Genomic DNA, 16,898 nt, shown 5'->3' on the forward strand with positions numbered 1-16,898 from the left:
GTTACCGCGGGAATTGCGCGCGGGCTTCACAGCACGGCAGCACGATGAAGAAGGTCGCGCCGACGCCCGGCTGAGCCTCGACCGAAATGCGCCAACCATGACGATCGGCGATCGCCTTGCACATTGCGAGGCCGACGCCGGAGCCCGGATAATCGACCTTGCTGTGCAGCTGCTTCAACGGCTCGAAAACCCGCTGCGCATATTGCGCCTCGAAGCCGATGCCGTCGTCGGCGATGGCGAGGCAGAGCTGTGTCTCGTCACGAAAGCCGCGGATGGCGATGCTCACGGGGCGGCCGGGTTTGCGGTATTTCACCGCATTGGACAAAATATTGCGAACGAGGCGCTGGAACTGCATGGCGTCGGCGCTGATCGAGACGCGCGGCAGATCCACCTCGAGACGCGCCTGCGCCATAGCGAGCGAAGGCCCGAGCGCCGCGAGCGAAGCGTCGATCGCCGCCCGCAGATCGAGCGCGGCGAGCTCCAGCTCGTCATTGACGATGCGGGAGAAGGACAGGAGATCCTCCACCAGCGCGCGGGCGCGCAGCGCCGAAAAGCGCATCACCTCATTCGCATGCACAATCTCCTCCCGCACGCCGCGGGTGATCGCCTTTTGCATGAGGTCGGCGAAAACGGCGATCTTGCGCAGCGGCTCCTGCAGATCCTGCGAGGCGACGAAAGCGAAGCGCGCCAGGCGCTCATTGGCTTCCTCGAGCCCCGCAGCGCGCTCGACGAGCGAAGCCGTGTCCTTGCGCCCACCGGCAAGACGGAAGAGGGTCGCCAGCATGTTCGCGCCGGGCTCGGGACCGAGCGGCGTCATACGCGCGAACACCGGAATGCGCGCGCCGTCGCGTCGCGCCCCGAAAACGCCGCTGCAGGGAGATGTGACGGGAGCGAAGTCGGGAAGAAGATCGCAAAGGCGCCGGCCGCAGAGATCTTGCGCCGGATATCGAAACAATCTCTGCGCCTCGGCGTTGGCGCGCAGAACCACGCCATCGCCGTCGATCAACATCAAGGCGGCGCTGGTCTCGTCGAAGACGAGACGACGCCAATCATCGGCCGCCGTCTGCGCGTCGGTCATCTGCTCTCCCGGTCGATTCCCGTCCGTCTCGGTTGCAGACGCTTCCGCGCCGCCCGAGTTTTTATAGTAGAGTCGAAGCTCTCTCGCGTCGGACGATCATCCCTGCTCCCATAGTGGCTGCTGTCGCCGCCGAGGTAAAGAACAAATATCATCGAGCTCGCCGAGATTTTCATACTGCAGACTGAGCGATCAATCGTGGCAATTCGACTCGAATTCAACTTTAATTGTTCGTAATTCCGATCTCGCACCGTCGCCATCACATCGCATGGCGCCGAGCGTCGGCGACCATTCGATCCGCGTAATCCCGAACTCGTCATCCGTGAGCTGGTCGATATCATTCGCACCCGCGACGCCGAAAGGCGATGACGCGACGGTCTCGATGACGGAGGAAGCGAGTTGACGCCAACCGAGGATCTTCGACGTCTGCTCAGAGCCGCGAAGCATCGGCTGGTCATGAACAGCTCGCCCGTAATCGCGCGGTGGAAAGGCGAATGCCCGGTCTGTCGCCGCGAAACGACCTTCGAGGCGAGGCACGAATGGTTCCGCGACCATTTGATCTGCACGGCCTGCGAACGCGGCTCCATCCCACGCGAACGCGCGCTGATGCAGGCGCTCGAGCAGATCGCGCCGAGCTGGCGTTCGTTGCAGCTGCACGAAAGCTCGCCCGGCGAGCAGGCGGCGTCGCGCGTGCTGCGACGCGATTGCAAGAACTACCTCGCCACGCAGTATTTTCCCGAGGTCGAGCCGGGGAGCTTCAAATTCGGCGTCCGTTGCGAAAATCTCGAAGCACAGACACTCCCCGACGAATCCTTCGACGTCGTGATCACACAGGATGTCATGGAGCACGTGTTTCATCCCGATCGCGTCTATCAGGAGATCTATCGGACATTGAGGCGCGGCGGCTTCTATATTCATACCGTGCCGATCTACAAGGGACTCGTCGCGACCGAAAGACGCGCCTCGCTCGCGCCGGATGGAAGCGTCATCCATCATCTGGACCCGGAATATCATCAAAATCCCATCGATCCTTCTGGCTCGCTCGTGACGTTCCATTACGGCTACGATCTTCCCGACCTCATCGCCGAATGGACGCCCTTCGATGTCGAGGTTCGCCGATTTCATCAGCGCAGCGTCGGCATCGTCGCAGAGTTCAGCGAGGTGGTGATTTGTCGAAAGCCGTTTCGCGCCGACGTTTCCTACTCGACATGACGTTGACGCGCTGCATTCCGCATCGGCGCAGACGCCGCGTTCTGTCGTACTCGCCGACTCTCGGATTTTACCTAAATCGGACCCTCTTGCTAACTCGTGCCGGAGAGTCGATGGTGCGGCGTCGGGCGCCGATCACGCCGTCCAATCGCGTGGTGGACGAAGCCGAGCGCGTTGCGGCGACTGCGCCGATGGACAAGATGTCGATCGTCATCGACCTGCGCCTAATCGTCCACGATGGACGCCGCATCAACGCTGTTTACACGTCGCCGACGCGTCGACTTCGACCTGCTGCTCGACTCTCAAATGCGGCGCGACAATTCCTGCGCCCATGGTGACGAAAGGATAGGATTCGCTACGACGCGACAGGCGTGTTCCACAGTCGATTTCAAATTCGATCATTTCCCCGGAGAAGGACTCGATTATGAGGCGGCGGCTTTTCACGCGGCGCATTTCCTTCGCATCGTCCGCGCTCCTTTGCGCATTCGTCTCGGGTGGATGTGCGACGGGCGAATCGGGATTCGATCCGACGCCGACGCACTCCACCGGTTCGTCCTCGTTGCCCGAGCCCGACAGTCTGAAGGCGGATGCGGATTTTACGAGCGCTACATATCGTATCGCTGCGCAAGACGTTCTCGAGATCACCGTGTTTGGATTTCCGACATTGAGCCGAACCGTTCAGGTCGACGGCTCCGGCCGCGTTTCCTATCCTTTGATCGGCGTGGTGACGGCGGCGGGACGGACGTTGAACGAATTCGAGGCCGAGCTCGCGAAAAAGCTCGGCGACAGGTTTCTACGCTCGCCGCAAGTGTCGGTGCTGGTCAAAGAATCGGTCGGTCTTCGCGTGACCGTCGAGGGCGCCGCCCGGAGGCCGGGCGTCTATCAGCTCAAAGGAAAGACCACGCTGCTGCAGGCGCTGGCGATGGCCGAAGGCATCAATGACGTCGGCGACTACACTGTGTCGCTGATGAGAGTTTCGGGCCAGCGGCGGATCACCGCAAAATATGACGTCTCCGCGATTCGCACGGGCCAAGCCGACGATCCGCTGGTCTATGGCGGCGACACAATCGTCATAGAGGAGTCCGCGGCGCGCACGGGGCTGCAAATGTTCAAGACCACGGTTCCGACCCTTTTGAATGTCGGAGCGAGGGCGTGGTGAGCGCTCGCTTCTCCATTCATCGTATCGAGGAGATATCGGCCGGATGAATCGAGACCGGAGATTTGGCGGAGAGGCGCCGGTGGCAGTCCTCGAGAGACGATCGGACGAGCACAGCCTCGCGGCTGCGGCGTCGTTCTATCCAGGGCTCCGCGACGACCGCTTCGACTCCTATGCCGGCGACAGCGAGACGCCGCTGTTCTTCAAGCTGATCGACCTCGTCCTGAAGTACAAGCGCGACATCGCGCTCATTTGCACGGGCTTTCTGGTCGCCGGCCTCATCGTCACCTTTCTCATGCCGAGGATATTCACGGCGACGACGACGATTCAGATCGATCGAGAGGCGACCAAATTTCTTCGCAATCATGATGCGGTCGTCGAGGATCATTCCGACCCACAATTCTATGAAACCCAGCACGAGCTGCTCAAGAGCCGCGCACTCGCCGAGCGCGTCGTGTCATCGCTGTCGCTCGCCGATCGCAAGGGCTTCTTGGAAACTGACAGCTGGTCGCTCACACGCGCAATCGGTGCGATTTTCTCTTCCAAAGGACGCGAGACGCCCGATCCCGAACAGCAACGCCAGCGCGCCATCGACACGGTGATGTATGGATTGTCGATTCAGCCGATCGCGCGATCTCGCATCGTGAGGGTTCAATTCGGCTCGCGCGACCCCGCGATCGCTCAGGCAGTGAGCGCCGCCGTCGGCCAGGATTTCGTTGCGATGACCTTGGATCGTCGCTACGCGGCTTCCGCTTACGCGCGCATGTTTCTTCAGGAAAAGCTCCAGCAGGTGAAGCTGAAGCTCGAAGATTCCGAAAAGCAGGTGGTCCAATACGCGCAAAAAGAAGGCATCGTGAATGTCGACGACAAGATCTCGACTGCCGGCGCAAATCTGAGGTCCCTCAATGACTCGCTCGCCGGCGCGACGGCGGAGAGAATCAGGAGCGAGCGGCTGTGGCTGCAGGCGCAGGAGGGGAATGGAGTCGGGCTCCCACAGGTGCTCGACGATCGCAATATCCAGTCCGCGCGTGAACGACGCACACAGCTGACGGCGGCATTCCAGGAGAAGCTCCGCGTGATGAAGCCGGACTTCCCGGAAATGCAGCAGCTGCGGGCGCAGATCGTCGAATATGATCATCAGATCAGCTCGCAGGTGTCTCTCATCAAGCGCGCGATCAAAGCCCGCTACGAGGCGGCGCGCGATCAGGAGCTCTCGTTTCGCGAGCAGATCGAAAAGCTCAAGACGGAAGTGCTCGATCTTCGAAATCGCAGCATTCAATACAATATTCTGCAACGCGAGGTCGACACCAACAGGACCCTCTACGAGGGCCTCTTGCAGCAGTACAAGGAGGTCGGCATCACCGGTGCGATCGGCACCAATAATGTAGCGATCATCGACAAGGCCGAGCTGCCGAAAGTCCCATCGAGTCCGAAGCTGCTGCTCAATCTGGCGCTGGCGCTGGTGCTCGGCTTGCTTGCCTCGGCGGCTGCGGTCCTGGTGCGAGAATCTCTCGATGACACGGTGAAGGCGCCGGAGGAGATCGAGGAGATGCTGGGACTCGCAGTGCTGGGCGTCATCCCGGTCTGCGAGCAAGCCCCTGGCGACACATTGGCGCGACGAGTGATCACGGAGCCTTATTCGGCCGCCGCTGAAGCGTTCCGCAGCCTCGGAACCTCGCTCCAATTCGCCACCGAGTCGGGAGTGCCGAAGACATTGCTCGTCACGAGCTCGCAGCCGTCCGAGGGAAAGTCGACGACGTCCGCCTGCCTCGCCGGAAGCTTCGGGCAATTGGGCATGCGTGTTCTGTTGATAGACGCCGATATGCGCAGACCCAGCATGCACACGATCTTCGGCGTGGAAAATCGCGCGGGTCTCGTCGATGTGTTGAAGGGTCTCGCCTATGCCGAAGACATCGTGATCGAGAATTGCGCCCGCGGGGTGACGCTTCTCGCGGCAGGCTCGTCGCCGTGCAATCCTCCCGAGCTTCTTTCGAATCCTCGCATGGGAACGCTTCTGGCGACGGCGCGTGAGAATTTCGACGTGGTCATCGTCGATAGCCCTCCGGTCGTCGGTCTGGCGGATGCGCCCTTGATCGGCAGCTTCGTCGATGGCGCGATACTGGTCGTCGGCTCGAATTGCGCGCGCAGACGAAGCATTCGTGCGGCTGTCAAGCGCCTGCGCTTTTCGAGAACGCGTCTCGTCGGGAGCGTGTTGACACGATTCGATCCGAGCAAGGTCGGGCGCGCCTATGGATATGGATTCGGCTCGGACGCCTACAATAGCTATTACTATGAGCGCGAGCGATTGCCCGCGGATCACGAAAACCGCGACGTGGAAGATACATCTGCGGTGAAGGATCATTGACGTGCGCGCAGATACGGCGCTGTTTCACGCTCTCGAGCTCGCGATCGCTCCGCGCCTCGCGGCCAGGCTTCGCAGACGTCCCCTGCCGGACGACGTTCTCGAGGTGATTCGCATTGCGGCAGGTTGTGACGCCACTCTCGAGCAGGCCGCGACGCTCGTTCGTCGAGAGCCGAAATTCGTGAAGGCCGCCGCGCAATTCTACGTCCTGCAAATCGTTCTGCATCCTGGCGCCGATTGCTATCGCATGCTCGGCGTGCGAGAGGGCGCGTCACGGGACGTCATGCGCCTCCATTTGCGATGGCTTCTGCTCTGGCTGCATCCGGATCGCTCGGACAGCGAATGGCGGTCGGGCTATGCGCGCATGGTGCTCGCAGCATGGCGCGAGGTCGGCGGTCACGTGGCGATTCCGAGTTGCGGCTCGAGGAACGATATCCAAGCTCCGATGCTCGCTTCCGCGCGTCGATCGATACGCAAGCGCATTCCGCATCAGCGCAAGCGCCATGCGCGTGTGTCGCGATGGATCGTCGTCGCGGCTTTGCTCGTCGCCGCTCTGTCATTCCTGGGGCCAGTTCGTTTCAGCGATTTGGCGACGGCGCAGGGCGAGACCTTGAATCGGCGTCGCAAGGTTCTTCGCACGAGCCGACGAAATGCGCCGAATCGCGTCGTCGACGTGCAGATTGAAACTCGATTCGAGGCTGTGGAGGCACGCTGAAGTGTCGAGGACGAAGGCTTTCGTCGGATTTGTCTCGATTGCTCTGATGACGTTGCCGCTCGGCTGGCGAATCGTCCGCCATACAGCGGCCGACATGCTCGTCGGCGCGCCGATTGAAGCGCTTTCGTGGGACGCGGGCGATCCGCGAGCGCTTACGGCGCTCGTGCGCGGGGAGCTTGCAGCGGCAGTGCGCTCGGACAATCCCGCGGCGGCGGCAGCGCGCCTATTGAGTGTCGATCCCCTTTCATTCGAAGGGCTCTCTCTCTATGGCGTCGCGCTCATCCGCGGCGGCGGAAACGGCGCGCGGATCGACGAGATATTCAAGGCTGCGGCGGCGCACTCCGCTTTGGATCGTATCGCCCATGTACAATTGTTTTTTAGAGCCGCGACCAGCGGCAATTCCAATGACGCCTTCAGAGAGCTCGATATTCTGGCGCGTGGGAGCTTGGACGTCATGCCCAGCCTCGCTCGCGCCGTGAAGGTTATGATCGCGAACGACCCGAATGTGGAGGCGGCGCTCGCGCGTCTACTGGCGTCGCGGCCGCCATGGCGACAGGCGCTTCTGACTTATCTGTGCTACGTTTCCGGGCATTCAGACGTTCTCGCGCGACTCTACGAACAATTGCGCCAGTCCGCGGCGCCGCCGACCGACGCCGAGATGAGTCCCTATCTCGCGCAGCTCGTTCACGCAGGGCATATAGAGGACGCCTATCTGGCGTGGCTCGGTCATCTGCCAGAGCAAAGGCTGAGCAAGGTCGGGGCCTTCTACAATGGAGGATTCGAGCATCCGATGTCGGACCTGCCATTCGATTGGCGATTCATTCCCGTCGCGGGCGCGTCGATGGAGATCGCTTCGCGTGAGCGGGAGAGGGTCCTGGTCGTGCGGTTTTACGGCGCCCGCGTCGCCTTTCGCCACGTCGTTCATCTGCTCGCGCTTGCTCCAGGGACATATGAATTTTCTGGGTCCGTAAAACTGCTGAACCTCGAAAATGAACGGGGCTTGCGATGGAAGATCGTGTGCAGCGACTCGTCGGAGCCCTTGGCGACGACCGAGTTGCTCACCGGCACCACGCCCTGGCTTTCCTTGCGGGCGCGATTTACGATTGCGGCAGAAGGTTGTGCGGGACAATGGCTCGTTCTCGAGATCCCGGCGCGCGCCGCGGTGGAAGCGGAAGTCAGCGGCGAAGCGCGTTATAAGGACCTCGGCATAGTGAGGCTCGACACTTCTGCGGAACTGCGGTAGCGTGGCATATTCCAAATCGGTTGTGGACGATATCCGATTGCGAGGAGATTGCGATGAAGAAGCTTTTGGCGGCCATCGCTGTAATGAATGTTGCGACGCTCGGAACGAGCTTCGCTACGGAGAGCGCTGAGACGATCAACCATAGCCGTTCTGAAAAGATCTGCGCGGTCGGGTCCGCTCGACTGCAGAATGTGAAGGGAACCGTGCTGCTGTCGCGGAGCACGGCATTCTCGCAGGCCCGCGAAGGCCTGCGCTTGGCGGCGGGTGACCGCGTGTATGCGCGGAAAGGGTCGGCTGATATTTTCGTTGGTCGCAACATCGTCACGCGAGTGAGCAACGGCGTGATGCTGACAATCAATGAGAAAGACGGTTCGACCTGTGTGGCGCGAGTGTCTGCAAGTCCATCGGCGGTCGGCAGGGCCGACGGATCGTCCGAGGATGGACTGCCGCTCACGCAGGAAGAGTTGCTCGCGCTCGGCGCCGTTGTGGGCGTGACCGCCGCCGGTCTCGGGGTCGGACTCTCGAATGTCGATAGCGGTGATTCGAATAATGGCTTGCCGCCGTTGCTTGTGACTGCGCCAATCTCAAACACGCCGCCGTCGCCTCTCAGCCCTTGATGAGGCAGCGGCGTGAGGCCGATCGAGATTTTGAGCGGTGTCGCGATCGGCGCGGCGCTGCTTATGGGCGGCGCCACGCAAAAAGGCTCCGTTTCCGACGACTTCGTCCAACTGTGTTGTCTACCGTTGCTCGCATTGGCGCTCCATGGCTATTTGACTGCTCGTGTGCGCTGCGGTTGGCCGCTGATCGCGACGCTGGTCATCCTCGCCACGCCTATGCTTCAGTTGATCGCGCTGCCGCCGGCTCTTTGGATGGCGTTGCCGGGCCGAGCCGCGGTCGCCGACACATTCCATAGCGCAGACCTAACGCCGCCTTGGCTCGGCGTGACGATCAGCCAATGGGCGACGACGCGGGCGGTATTCGCGCTGCTGCCTCCGGTCGCGATTTTTCTCGGTGTGCGCGCATGCGCGGAACAGGAGCGGCGACGCCTCGCGTGGATCATCGTCGCGATCGGCCTCGCGAATGTGTTTCTCGAGGTCGTGCAGATCGTGCAAGGGCCTGACAGCGCTTTCCGTTTTTATGCTGTGACGAATCGTGAGGTTGGAGTCGGGTTCTTCGCCAACCGAAATCACGCGGCGGCATTTCTCTATTCGTCACTTCTGATGCTCGTCGTCGCCTTGCCTCGCTCGGCTGCAGGCGGTCGCGGCTACCGTATCGCTATATCGCTGGGATTTGCTTTGACCGTTTGGCTCGGCCTTATGATGACCGGGTCGCGATCGGCGCTGTTGATCGGCGCAGTGTCCACTGTCGCCCTCTTTGCATTGGGGATATGGGGCGGGATCCCACAGCTCGCGGGCGCGCGCGCGACGGCCGGTCTGGTCGGCGGCGCCTTCGTTGCTGTGTCCGGCGCCTTGCTGACAGCTTTCGGGTTGAGCGGCATCCTCGGGCGGTTCGGCGAGGATGCTATCATCTCCGACGCGCGCTGGCCTGTCGCCCGCATATCGCTCCGCGCGGCTGAAGCATTCTTCCCGTTCGGCTCCGGATTAGGCACGTTCGAACGCGTCTATCCCTTATTCGTGGAGACGAGCGCGATTCTCCCCGCGACCGTCAACCACGCGCATAATGACCTCATCGAGATTGTCGTGGAAACCGGCGCCGCCGGCGTGATGCTGATCCTCGGCGCCGCCGTGCTCATAGTGAGCTGCGGGCGCCGCGGTTTTCGCGAGAGAAATGTCGAAGGCGCCAGAGTTAGATTAGCAGCGCTTTTGGTGGTGATGATGCTCTTGGCGCATTCGCTGTGGGACTATCCCTTGCGCGCCTCCGCGAACGCCGCGGTCTTCGCCTATTGCTGCGCCATTTTGTTCGCCGTCGCTCGACCCGATGATCGAGGAGCTGCGGAACTCGCAAGAGGCGGGAAAGCGGAGGCGCCGCGTCGCCCTTGGCGAAGGCCCACGGATCCGACTGAGGGCCAGGGTCCGCGCGACGTCACTCGATCAGACGGGGTGCGACGTCGACGACGAATTACCAAATCAGGTTCGGCCGATGGAAGCCGAGTGCTCTCGGAAGATCGCTAGCCGACTGGTCTCGAGCGCGTCGTCTTTACGTAAGAAGGCCAGACTTTTATGCGCAAGCCGAGACTCGGTCGGCGGCGTGACGAAGGGTTGTTGACAGGCTTTCGTCGAGCTTTCGTTCGTATGCGAAATGGAGCCGCACCGTTCCGTGTTGTCGCTATTGGCACTACCGCTGAATGGAGGCGCGCTGCCTCCTCAACCTCGAACTGCGGTTTGTGATCAATATGCGTTCGGCTGGGCGAAAATCGCAATGGCTGTTCGTAGGAGGATTTGGATATCCAGCCATAGGCTCGCGTTCCTCGCATACCACAGATCGGCTTCAATGCGCTTTGCCATAGCGTCCGGGGAGGGTGTCTCGCCACGCAGACCCGCGACTTGCGCCCAGCCCGTCATCCCGGGCTTCACATGTTGGCGAATCTCGTAGTTCTCGATGATTTTCGCGAATTCCTCGTCGTGAGCCACCGCATGCGGTCGGGGGCCGACGAGCGACATCTCGCCCTTGATGACATTGATCAGTTGCGGCAGCTCATCGAGACTGGATCGCCGCAGCAGGCGTCCGACTCGCGTGACCCGCCTGTCGTTTCGACGCGCTTGACGAATTTCCGGACCATTTTCTGCGACATGCATGGTTCGAAATTTGAGAATGTCGAAGGGACGTCCGCCGAGGCCGCGTCTCGATTGCCGAAACAGCACCGATCCCGGACTGTCCAGCTTGATCGCGAATGCGGCGAGGGCGAATGCAGGCAGCAGCACGATCAGCAGAAATGTCGCGCCGAGAATATCGACGATGCGTTTCGCGATCTGCTCGGCGCTGGATAATGGCTCGCGTTGAATCTCGATGGTCACACGGTCGCCGACCTCGGAGATGTGCCGGCCATGGAGAGCCTGCGACATGGATTCGTCGGGAACATAGTACAGCGATCTCGGAATGAGGCTGAGGCCGGTCTTGAGGCTGCGCAGTCGACTGCGCGGGACGTCCGAGGCGCACAGGAAGATTTCTCCGGCGGCCATGGTTTTTGCATATTCTGCGACGCGGTCCAGGACGCGTTTGCGTTCTTTGGTCCAGTGTTCCGCAGATCCGGAAGGGTCTATCATGACGGTTATTGGACTGGCGTAGCCTGCGTTTCGCAAGCTTGTCAAAAGCGCCGGCAGCGACTGATCTGCGAACTGGGTGATGACCACCGCGCCGCGGCGGGCGAATGCGGCGCGGCGGACCATTTGCACGAGCGTCGGGGCCAGAAAGCCTCTCACTAGAGTCACCGCCGCCAAACCGGTGATGAAAAACGTGAGCATCGCGCCCCTGGAAAGCACAGCGCCTGCTTTCAACATAAAGATCATCAGCAGCAGCAATGCGCACGCAACGGCCCATGCCCAAACCGACTCTCGAATGCGGGATTCGAGCTGCGACAGCGCGCGTGGGTTTTTTGAGCCGAGCATGTTGCCCGGGCCGCAGTAGAGCAGAGCGGTGGTGGTTCCGATTCCGAGAAACTCGATGACATTCTCCGGAGCGCCATGCAGGAATTGTCCATACACCGCTGCGCTGAAACTGCTGGCGAGGACGATGGCGAGGAACTCCGCGGCGTAGACGGCGAACGAACGAATGTCGGCATTGCTGGCGCCAGGCGTGCGGACCTCCGCCGCAGATGTTCCAGGCGTGGTCGGCGCTTCGGCAGGGAGGTGGCTCCCATCAGCGGCTGTTTGGCGCATAGGAGCATCCCCCTTTGGCCAATTCGGCTCAGGCGCGCGCAACTGCAATGCGTCGCGCTGCTGACGGAGCACTTGCAAATTCATGAAACCTTTTCCTCTCGCCAAGGATACGACTTCGCTTCTATCGCGGGCGGGTGGATGCGCCAGCGCGGACGCTGCCAGCCGAGATGCGTCGGGGCAAGGCGATGAAAACCCTTAAGCGTAAATCCGTGGAAAGGGTCGAAGACGTTTGCTCAGCGTCGCACGCCAGCCCATCTCAGTCCATGGGTCCATGACGGCGTAGCTGCCGAGGCGGTGGAAATGAGCGCGGCGAAGCTGTAGGAAAAAATGTGATCGATGGAAGGACGACGCCGATCGCTCTCGAACGGGTCGAGCAGTGATGGTTCATTCGAAAAGCAGCGATTCGTCGAATAGCCGACATCGCTAGACTCGCAATCCAGCCCTTCGAGACGATAGGCGGCCGACACGCGTCGGTTCCCTTGTGCGAATCTGCTCACAATGCCTCGCTTGCAGAGGCTCGATAGCTGTGGCGGGTTGTCCTTGTAGCGCCCCGCGACCTCCTCGATGACGCCGAGTTCCGAGGCGTTCGCGCGACGTCGGTGAATGTTTTCGTAGAACTGAGTCAGGCAGCGCTTGAATCCGGACCTCTCGTTTTTTCGCTCGAGCTGCGTGATGCTCCCGATCTCAATCCCGCAAAGCTGGAAGAAATCCTCGACCGCACTGCCCGAGTTGTAGTCCCTGATGACGATTTCGGCGCCTTTCAGCGCTAATAGCTCGTCGACCAACAGTTCGTAATCGAGTGGAAACTCACCGAGGTTGTTGGTCAGCCGAGCCGATACGTAGCTCGAGAAATCCGCCGACATTCCTGCCTTCACCCGTTCGAAATAGGCGCTCTGCAGATAATCGGCCTGACTGCGCAGATAGACCACTATGACGACGTTGGGGAAGATCGGGCCGATAAGATCGAGAAAGTGTTGGAACGCATCAGGAGCATAATGGATTGCGTGAATGAATTCTTCGCTCGAAAGGACGACGTCTCCGGAGCAATCGCGCATCGCGTCGATCAGCTCATGCACTCCGGCGCCTCCATAGGCGGCCATCCGCCCGGGATCGAACATGCTGAACGCGACGCTGTGATGAGCGGACTGATCGCCGATCCGTGGGTATGCAAAGCCACGGCTTGTTTTTCGTTCCAGCTGCAGCGTAAGCGCGCTCTGGATAGCTGTCGTGCCAGTTTTGTGTGTGCCGGCGTGAATGACGCAGCGTCTCATTAATCGCATCTCCCAGGATCAGCTCTCGCTTGCTTTGGTATGGCGAGCAGCGGCGCGGCGATCAGAAGCGCAGAAAGCGCGCGGCGCCTTCGAGCGTATCAGCGATGACGCCGGCCATTCGCCTCGCTCTTCGTCTGATCCGCTGCTTCACCGAGTTGCGGTTTGATGCGCCTTTCGCGCCTTCGATCGCCCCCTCGTTGTCGCGCTGATTTTCGACCCGCCGCAGCGCATTGGCCGTCGCCACGAGATAGGCGTAGCCGTAATGTCGATCCGGCTCGAGATAGGCGCCTTCGCCCCATTCGTTCCAGGCGTTGATGAAAACGATGCGTTCGTCGCGCGTTTGGGCGTCGGTCAAGACGGCCCGGCACGCGCCTGTGAGCCAGTCCTCGTAGAGTCGGGGGCTAGCCCCCGCAAAGCAGCTGCCTTTTCCTGGTCTGCGCGCCTCATTGTCCCAACTCGGACATACGCCTGGAAATAATTTGTAGCCCGTCGGACGATGATTCAGCGAAGCTTCGATCATCGCTTCATAGGCGACAACATTCGCGTGATAGGCGGCGTCGAAGCGTTCGAGCGTCTCCGACGGAATGAATGTCGCGGTCCAGCCGACACGATGCGGAGGAAAGCCGGCTGCGGCGTCCATTCCGTAAAGGCGAGGGTCGTCGCCATCGTCCATTTGAGCCATCACGATATAGGGATTCTCGCCGATCGCCGCAAAATGCTCGCGCCAGCGCGCAACTGTCTCGGAGGCGTCCGGCAGCAACCCCGGCCGATAGACCAGCATGAGCGGTCGGCCATCGATCCGAATGTATCGAGGATCGCGGAAGAGCGGCTCCAACGACCGCGCAAAGGCCGCGTCGCTTTCGGGGGAGTAGCGTTGAGCTTTCAGGATTTGCTTGTCGTCGCCGCTCCAGCGCCGCGTCCAATTTTCATTCGCCCAATTGATGCAGAATTTTATGTCGATGTCTGGATTCTGAAGGAATATGTTCAACGGCGTTTCGAGAAGCCGATCGCCGTCGAACCAATAATAATGGAAGCAAAACCCGCCGACGCCGTAGCTCCGCGCCAATTCCGCCTGACGTGCGATGACGTCTTTGTTTCTCAGATCGTAGAATCCGAGCTCACCCGGAAGGCGGGGTTGATAGTGGCCCTTGAATCTCGGGACGGCCTTGGTGACGTTCGTCCATTCTGTAAATCCTTTGCCCCACCAGGCGTCATTTTGCGGGATCGGGTGGAACTGCGGGAGATAATAGGCGATCAAGGTGACGGGCGGTGTTTGGCGGACATGATTTTCCTGTTCGTCCAGTCGGTAATTCGGTCCGGAGGACGTGTTGAACAATATCTGTTCGAGAATACCCACGCTCTGTCTCCGTGCGTTCGAGGCGGCTGGCCGCGCGAGACAGGCAGCCGACGGTTCCGATCAATCGGGGAGGCAGACGTTCCAGCCCGTGACTGTACGAAAATCATCCGGAAGAAGGGAAGGTCTGAGGAGCTTGCGCCTGCCGAGCTTTCGAATCAGCCAAGCGATCCGGCCGTCACGGGCGATGGCGTGAAATCGTCGCTCGGAGATCGGCTCCCGCGTCAGAAGGTGCAAGGAGGAACCATTGCTCATGAGCCGCAATCCATATTGCGCGGCGAGGTGCTCGAGTGTGCGCGACGAGTAGATTGAAATATGCTGACCTGTCTCGGGCGTGAGATACCACCAATCCCGCTGGCTCGTGATTTTATTCGGCGGCAATTCAGTCGTGAACAGTATATTGCTCGACAGCTTTAGCATTTTTTCAATTTCGACCCTCGGTTCGACGAAATGCTCGAAAACCTCGAAGCAGCTCAGAAGCGCGTAGCTTTGGCTTTCATCGGCCACGAACGCCTTCGCGAAAAGGTTGGGGCAATGGGCGTCGTGCCAATAGAAATCATATCCACGGTCACGCATCAGCCTCGTCAAAACCCCATAACCGCCACCCCAATCGACGAATTTTGCGTTTGCGTCGAAAGCCGAACAAATCACGCCCTCCACGATTCGGGCGCCCCAAATCGCTCGATTGACCGGACCGAGATCAAGATCGCTGATGGCCGACGAATAGGACTCCTCCAGCCAATAGGGTTCTTCCGTCTGCAGAAACTCACAATGTGAGCAATGAAAATATGCGACGTCGTATTTTCCCAGAATCGTTCCTCGGAACGCCGGCTGAGACTGGCTGCCGCAAATCTTGCACCGCATCGTTCTCCCTCATGCTTGGCGCGGGTCGAACTCGCGTCGATGAAATCGCTGACGATCAACGCTTCGCGTATATATCCTCGAATAGATGTTCGTCGTGTTTCGCTTCGTCGAAAAAGCGATCGAGACAGTCGCAGGCGCTCTGCGCGTCCTCGTAGATCAGCTCCGAGCATAATCGATATCCGCGTGAAAGTCCGTAGGCAGTCGTTGATTGTGTTCTTGTCGCCTTCGAGCATCGCGATGTGAAACGGCGAAAATTCGGTGATCAACAAGTCCGCCCTCTCGAGCACCTTTCTTCCCCCGGCGATCGCTTTCGACTCGGCGCCTTGCACATCGATCTACCCCGCGAGAGGAGACCTGATGTCGGCGATGAATGAATTGAACGTCATGCCCGGGACTTCTATCGTCCTGCAACGCGTGGCCACTCCGTCGACGATGCGGTGATCGCCGAGATTGCCGTCATAGGGCAAACGCACGCCGGCGTGTTGCAATGCGCTCTTGGCGGCTGCCGTCTTTTTTTGCCGATCGACATATCCGTTTCTTAAATTTAGCGTGATCGAATTGCGATTGCTTCGGTCCGCATGGTGTCATGCGACTTCCGTCGCCAAACTAGTTCGCCCGGTCGCGACCATTGTCAATTGCGCCTCGAGCCGTCCGACAGCCGCGTCGACATTCCACAGGCGCTTCACCATCGCACGACCGGCGTCGCCGAGGCTGCGTGCGAGCGACGGATCGTTCATGAGCCGACTCGCAGCCTCCGCCATTGATCGCGCATCGTGATTGACGAGCAGCCCATTGGCTTCGTGAATGACAGTCTCTCTCACGCCCCCTTCCGCAACGGCGACCACAGGAACGCCACACGCATTCGCTTCCAATGGAGCATAGCCGAAGGGCTCGAGGCGGGGCGCGTAGAGCATGGCGGTCGCTTTGTTCAGAATGCTCAGCAGCTCGTTCTCGCTGATGGAGATGCGCGGGTCGAAGACGACGCCTCGTTGGTGCGCGAGACTTTGCATTTGCGCCAGATATTTCGGGTTTCCGACATTGCCGACCCAGACGAGCGCGGGACGGGGCGGCGAGAGACAGCTCACGGCCTCGATGCATAAACCAATGTTTTTTTCGGGTGTGATCGAACCTAGCCCGATCAGGAAACGCTCGCGCTCCTTTCCGAAGGGCACGAAACGCTCGGTGTCGACGCCGAGATAACATACATGCGAATCTAGCCCATAGGCGCGCAGCACGCTTTCGCGGCTGAAATAGGAGTTGACGAGAATGCGATCGAACGCTTGCGCATTGGCGAGCTCTTCCCTCGCTTGAATGCGGGCGTTGCCGATGTCTCGCCATTCGGAATAGGCTGTGCGCCATGTCGAAGGACGTGTGATCGAATAGGCGCCGACCGGCGGCGCTAGCCATTTCAGTCGCGGGAGCGCCTCATAGAGCCAGCGATAAGGCTCTTGAAGATAGAGAACAGAGGGAAGTCGGAGATGGCGACCTATCTGTGTCGCACGGAAGAACATGCAGGCGTTGGCGAACAGGATGTCGAAGCCCCGCGCGTCTATTTCCGCGGCGCAACGTCGACAATGATCGTTCATCGCGCCGAGTGAGCGCTCAACTCCGAAGCTGACGCCAGCTTGGCCCTTGCGTCGATATGGCGCAGGCCATTCGATTTCGACGACATGTTCGTCAATCAAATCGGAGAGCGGGAGATAGGTGTCGTCTGCGGTCGGCGGGCTCCATGCCTCGACATGGTGGCCGCGCGCCACGAGTCCCCTTACATGCTCGTACAGTGCACGCTTACCGCCGCCGCTCGGGAGATTAT

The 16,898-nt window shown here is 60.4% G+C and carries 15 protein-coding genes; 7 read left to right on the forward strand and 8 right to left on the reverse strand.

Going from position 1 to position 16,898, the window contains the following annotated elements; all coding sequences use genetic code 11:
• Position 1: 1 nt before the first annotated feature.
• Both CQW49_RS18015 and CQW49_RS18020 read right to left on the reverse strand, forming a co-directional pair.
• Entirely contained in the window at positions 2-1,078 is a 1,077-nt protein-coding gene (locus tag CQW49_RS18015) for a sensor histidine kinase (RefSeq protein WP_003610250.1), read from the reverse strand.
• A 189-nt stretch (positions 1,079-1,267) separates the two neighbouring features.
• Positions 1,268-1,612, reverse strand: a complete 345-nt coding sequence (locus CQW49_RS18020; protein ID WP_162150800.1) for a hypothetical protein — start codon at positions 1,610-1,612, stop codon at positions 1,268-1,270.
• Between the two features lie 69 nt (positions 1,613-1,681).
• Between CQW49_RS18020 and CQW49_RS18025 the strand changes: the two genes are divergently transcribed.
• Positions 1,682-2,287 carry a class I SAM-dependent methyltransferase gene (locus CQW49_RS18025; protein ID WP_197507827.1) on the forward strand — a complete coding sequence of 202 codons (606 nt, stop codon included), beginning with the start codon at positions 1,682-1,684 and terminating at the stop codon, positions 2,285-2,287.
• Between the two features lie 246 nt (positions 2,288-2,533).
• On the opposite strand, the gene CQW49_RS25705 is transcribed toward CQW49_RS18025, so the two are convergent.
• A complete protein-coding gene (locus CQW49_RS25705; protein WP_040566372.1) occupies positions 2,534-2,830 on the reverse strand; it encodes a hypothetical protein in 297 nt (98 codons plus the stop codon).
• Positions 2,831-2,930: 100 nt separating this feature from the next.
• Between CQW49_RS25705 and CQW49_RS18030 the strand changes: the two genes are divergently transcribed.
• From CQW49_RS18030 to CQW49_RS18055, 6 genes are all read left to right on the forward strand, one after another.
• On the forward strand, positions 2,931-3,443 hold the full coding sequence (locus CQW49_RS18030; RefSeq protein WP_244441283.1) for a polysaccharide biosynthesis/export family protein: 513 nt from the start codon (positions 2,931-2,933) through the stop codon (positions 3,441-3,443).
• Between the two features lie 79 nt (positions 3,444-3,522).
• Positions 3,523-5,805 (forward strand): GumC family protein, encoded by a 2,283-nt coding sequence (locus CQW49_RS18035; RefSeq protein ID WP_051418654.1) that lies wholly within the window; start codon positions 3,523-3,525, stop codon positions 5,803-5,805.
• 1 nt (position 5,806) lies between these two features.
• A complete protein-coding gene (locus CQW49_RS18040; RefSeq protein WP_003610246.1) occupies positions 5,807-6,517 on the forward strand; it encodes a hypothetical protein in 711 nt (236 codons plus the stop codon).
• 46 nt (positions 6,518-6,563) lie between these two features.
• Positions 6,564-7,760: a hypothetical protein gene (locus CQW49_RS18045; protein WP_155931243.1), complete on the forward strand. Its 1,197-nt coding sequence runs from the start codon at positions 6,564-6,566 to the stop codon at positions 7,758-7,760.
• Positions 7,761-7,813: 53 nt separating this feature from the next.
• Positions 7,814-8,377: a hypothetical protein gene (locus CQW49_RS18050; RefSeq protein WP_003610242.1), complete on the forward strand. Its 564-nt coding sequence runs from the start codon at positions 7,814-7,816 to the stop codon at positions 8,375-8,377.
• A gap of 12 nt (positions 8,378-8,389) precedes the next feature.
• On the forward strand, positions 8,390-9,892 hold the full coding sequence (locus CQW49_RS18055) for an O-antigen ligase family protein (protein ID WP_003610240.1): 1,503 nt from the start codon (positions 8,390-8,392) through the stop codon (positions 9,890-9,892).
• A 216-nt stretch (positions 9,893-10,108) separates the two neighbouring features.
• On the opposite strand, the gene CQW49_RS18060 is transcribed toward CQW49_RS18055, so the two are convergent.
• The 5 genes from CQW49_RS18060 to CQW49_RS18085 all read right to left on the reverse strand — a co-directional run bounded on the left by CQW49_RS18060 (position 10,109) and on the right by CQW49_RS18085 (position 16,842).
• The gene (locus tag CQW49_RS18060; RefSeq protein WP_003610238.1) at positions 10,109-11,680 is read right to left on the reverse strand and encodes an exopolysaccharide biosynthesis polyprenyl glycosylphosphotransferase; all 1,572 of its coding nucleotides are present in this window, start codon (positions 11,678-11,680) and stop codon (positions 10,109-10,111) included.
• A gap of 149 nt (positions 11,681-11,829) precedes the next feature.
• Positions 11,830-12,867: a hypothetical protein gene (locus tag CQW49_RS18065; RefSeq protein ID WP_003610235.1), complete on the reverse strand. Its 1,038-nt coding sequence runs from the start codon at positions 12,865-12,867 to the stop codon at positions 11,830-11,832.
• A 61-nt stretch (positions 12,868-12,928) separates the two neighbouring features.
• The gene (locus CQW49_RS18070) at positions 12,929-14,224 is read right to left on the reverse strand and encodes a glycosyltransferase WbsX family protein (RefSeq protein WP_003610234.1); all 1,296 of its coding nucleotides are present in this window, start codon (positions 14,222-14,224) and stop codon (positions 12,929-12,931) included.
• Between the two features lie 60 nt (positions 14,225-14,284).
• Positions 14,285-15,085, reverse strand: coding sequence for a class I SAM-dependent methyltransferase (locus tag CQW49_RS18075; protein WP_003610232.1), 801 nt, complete (start codon positions 15,083-15,085; stop codon positions 14,285-14,287).
• A gap of 584 nt (positions 15,086-15,669) precedes the next feature.
• The gene (locus CQW49_RS18085) at positions 15,670-16,842 is read right to left on the reverse strand and encodes a glycosyltransferase family 4 protein (protein WP_051418652.1); all 1,173 of its coding nucleotides are present in this window, start codon (positions 16,840-16,842) and stop codon (positions 15,670-15,672) included.
• Between the last annotated feature and the right edge of the window lie 56 nt (positions 16,843-16,898).

The organism is Methylosinus trichosporium OB3b, from assembly GCF_002752655.1.
Taxonomy (GTDB): Bacteria; Pseudomonadota; Alphaproteobacteria; order Rhizobiales; family Beijerinckiaceae; genus Methylosinus; species Methylosinus trichosporium.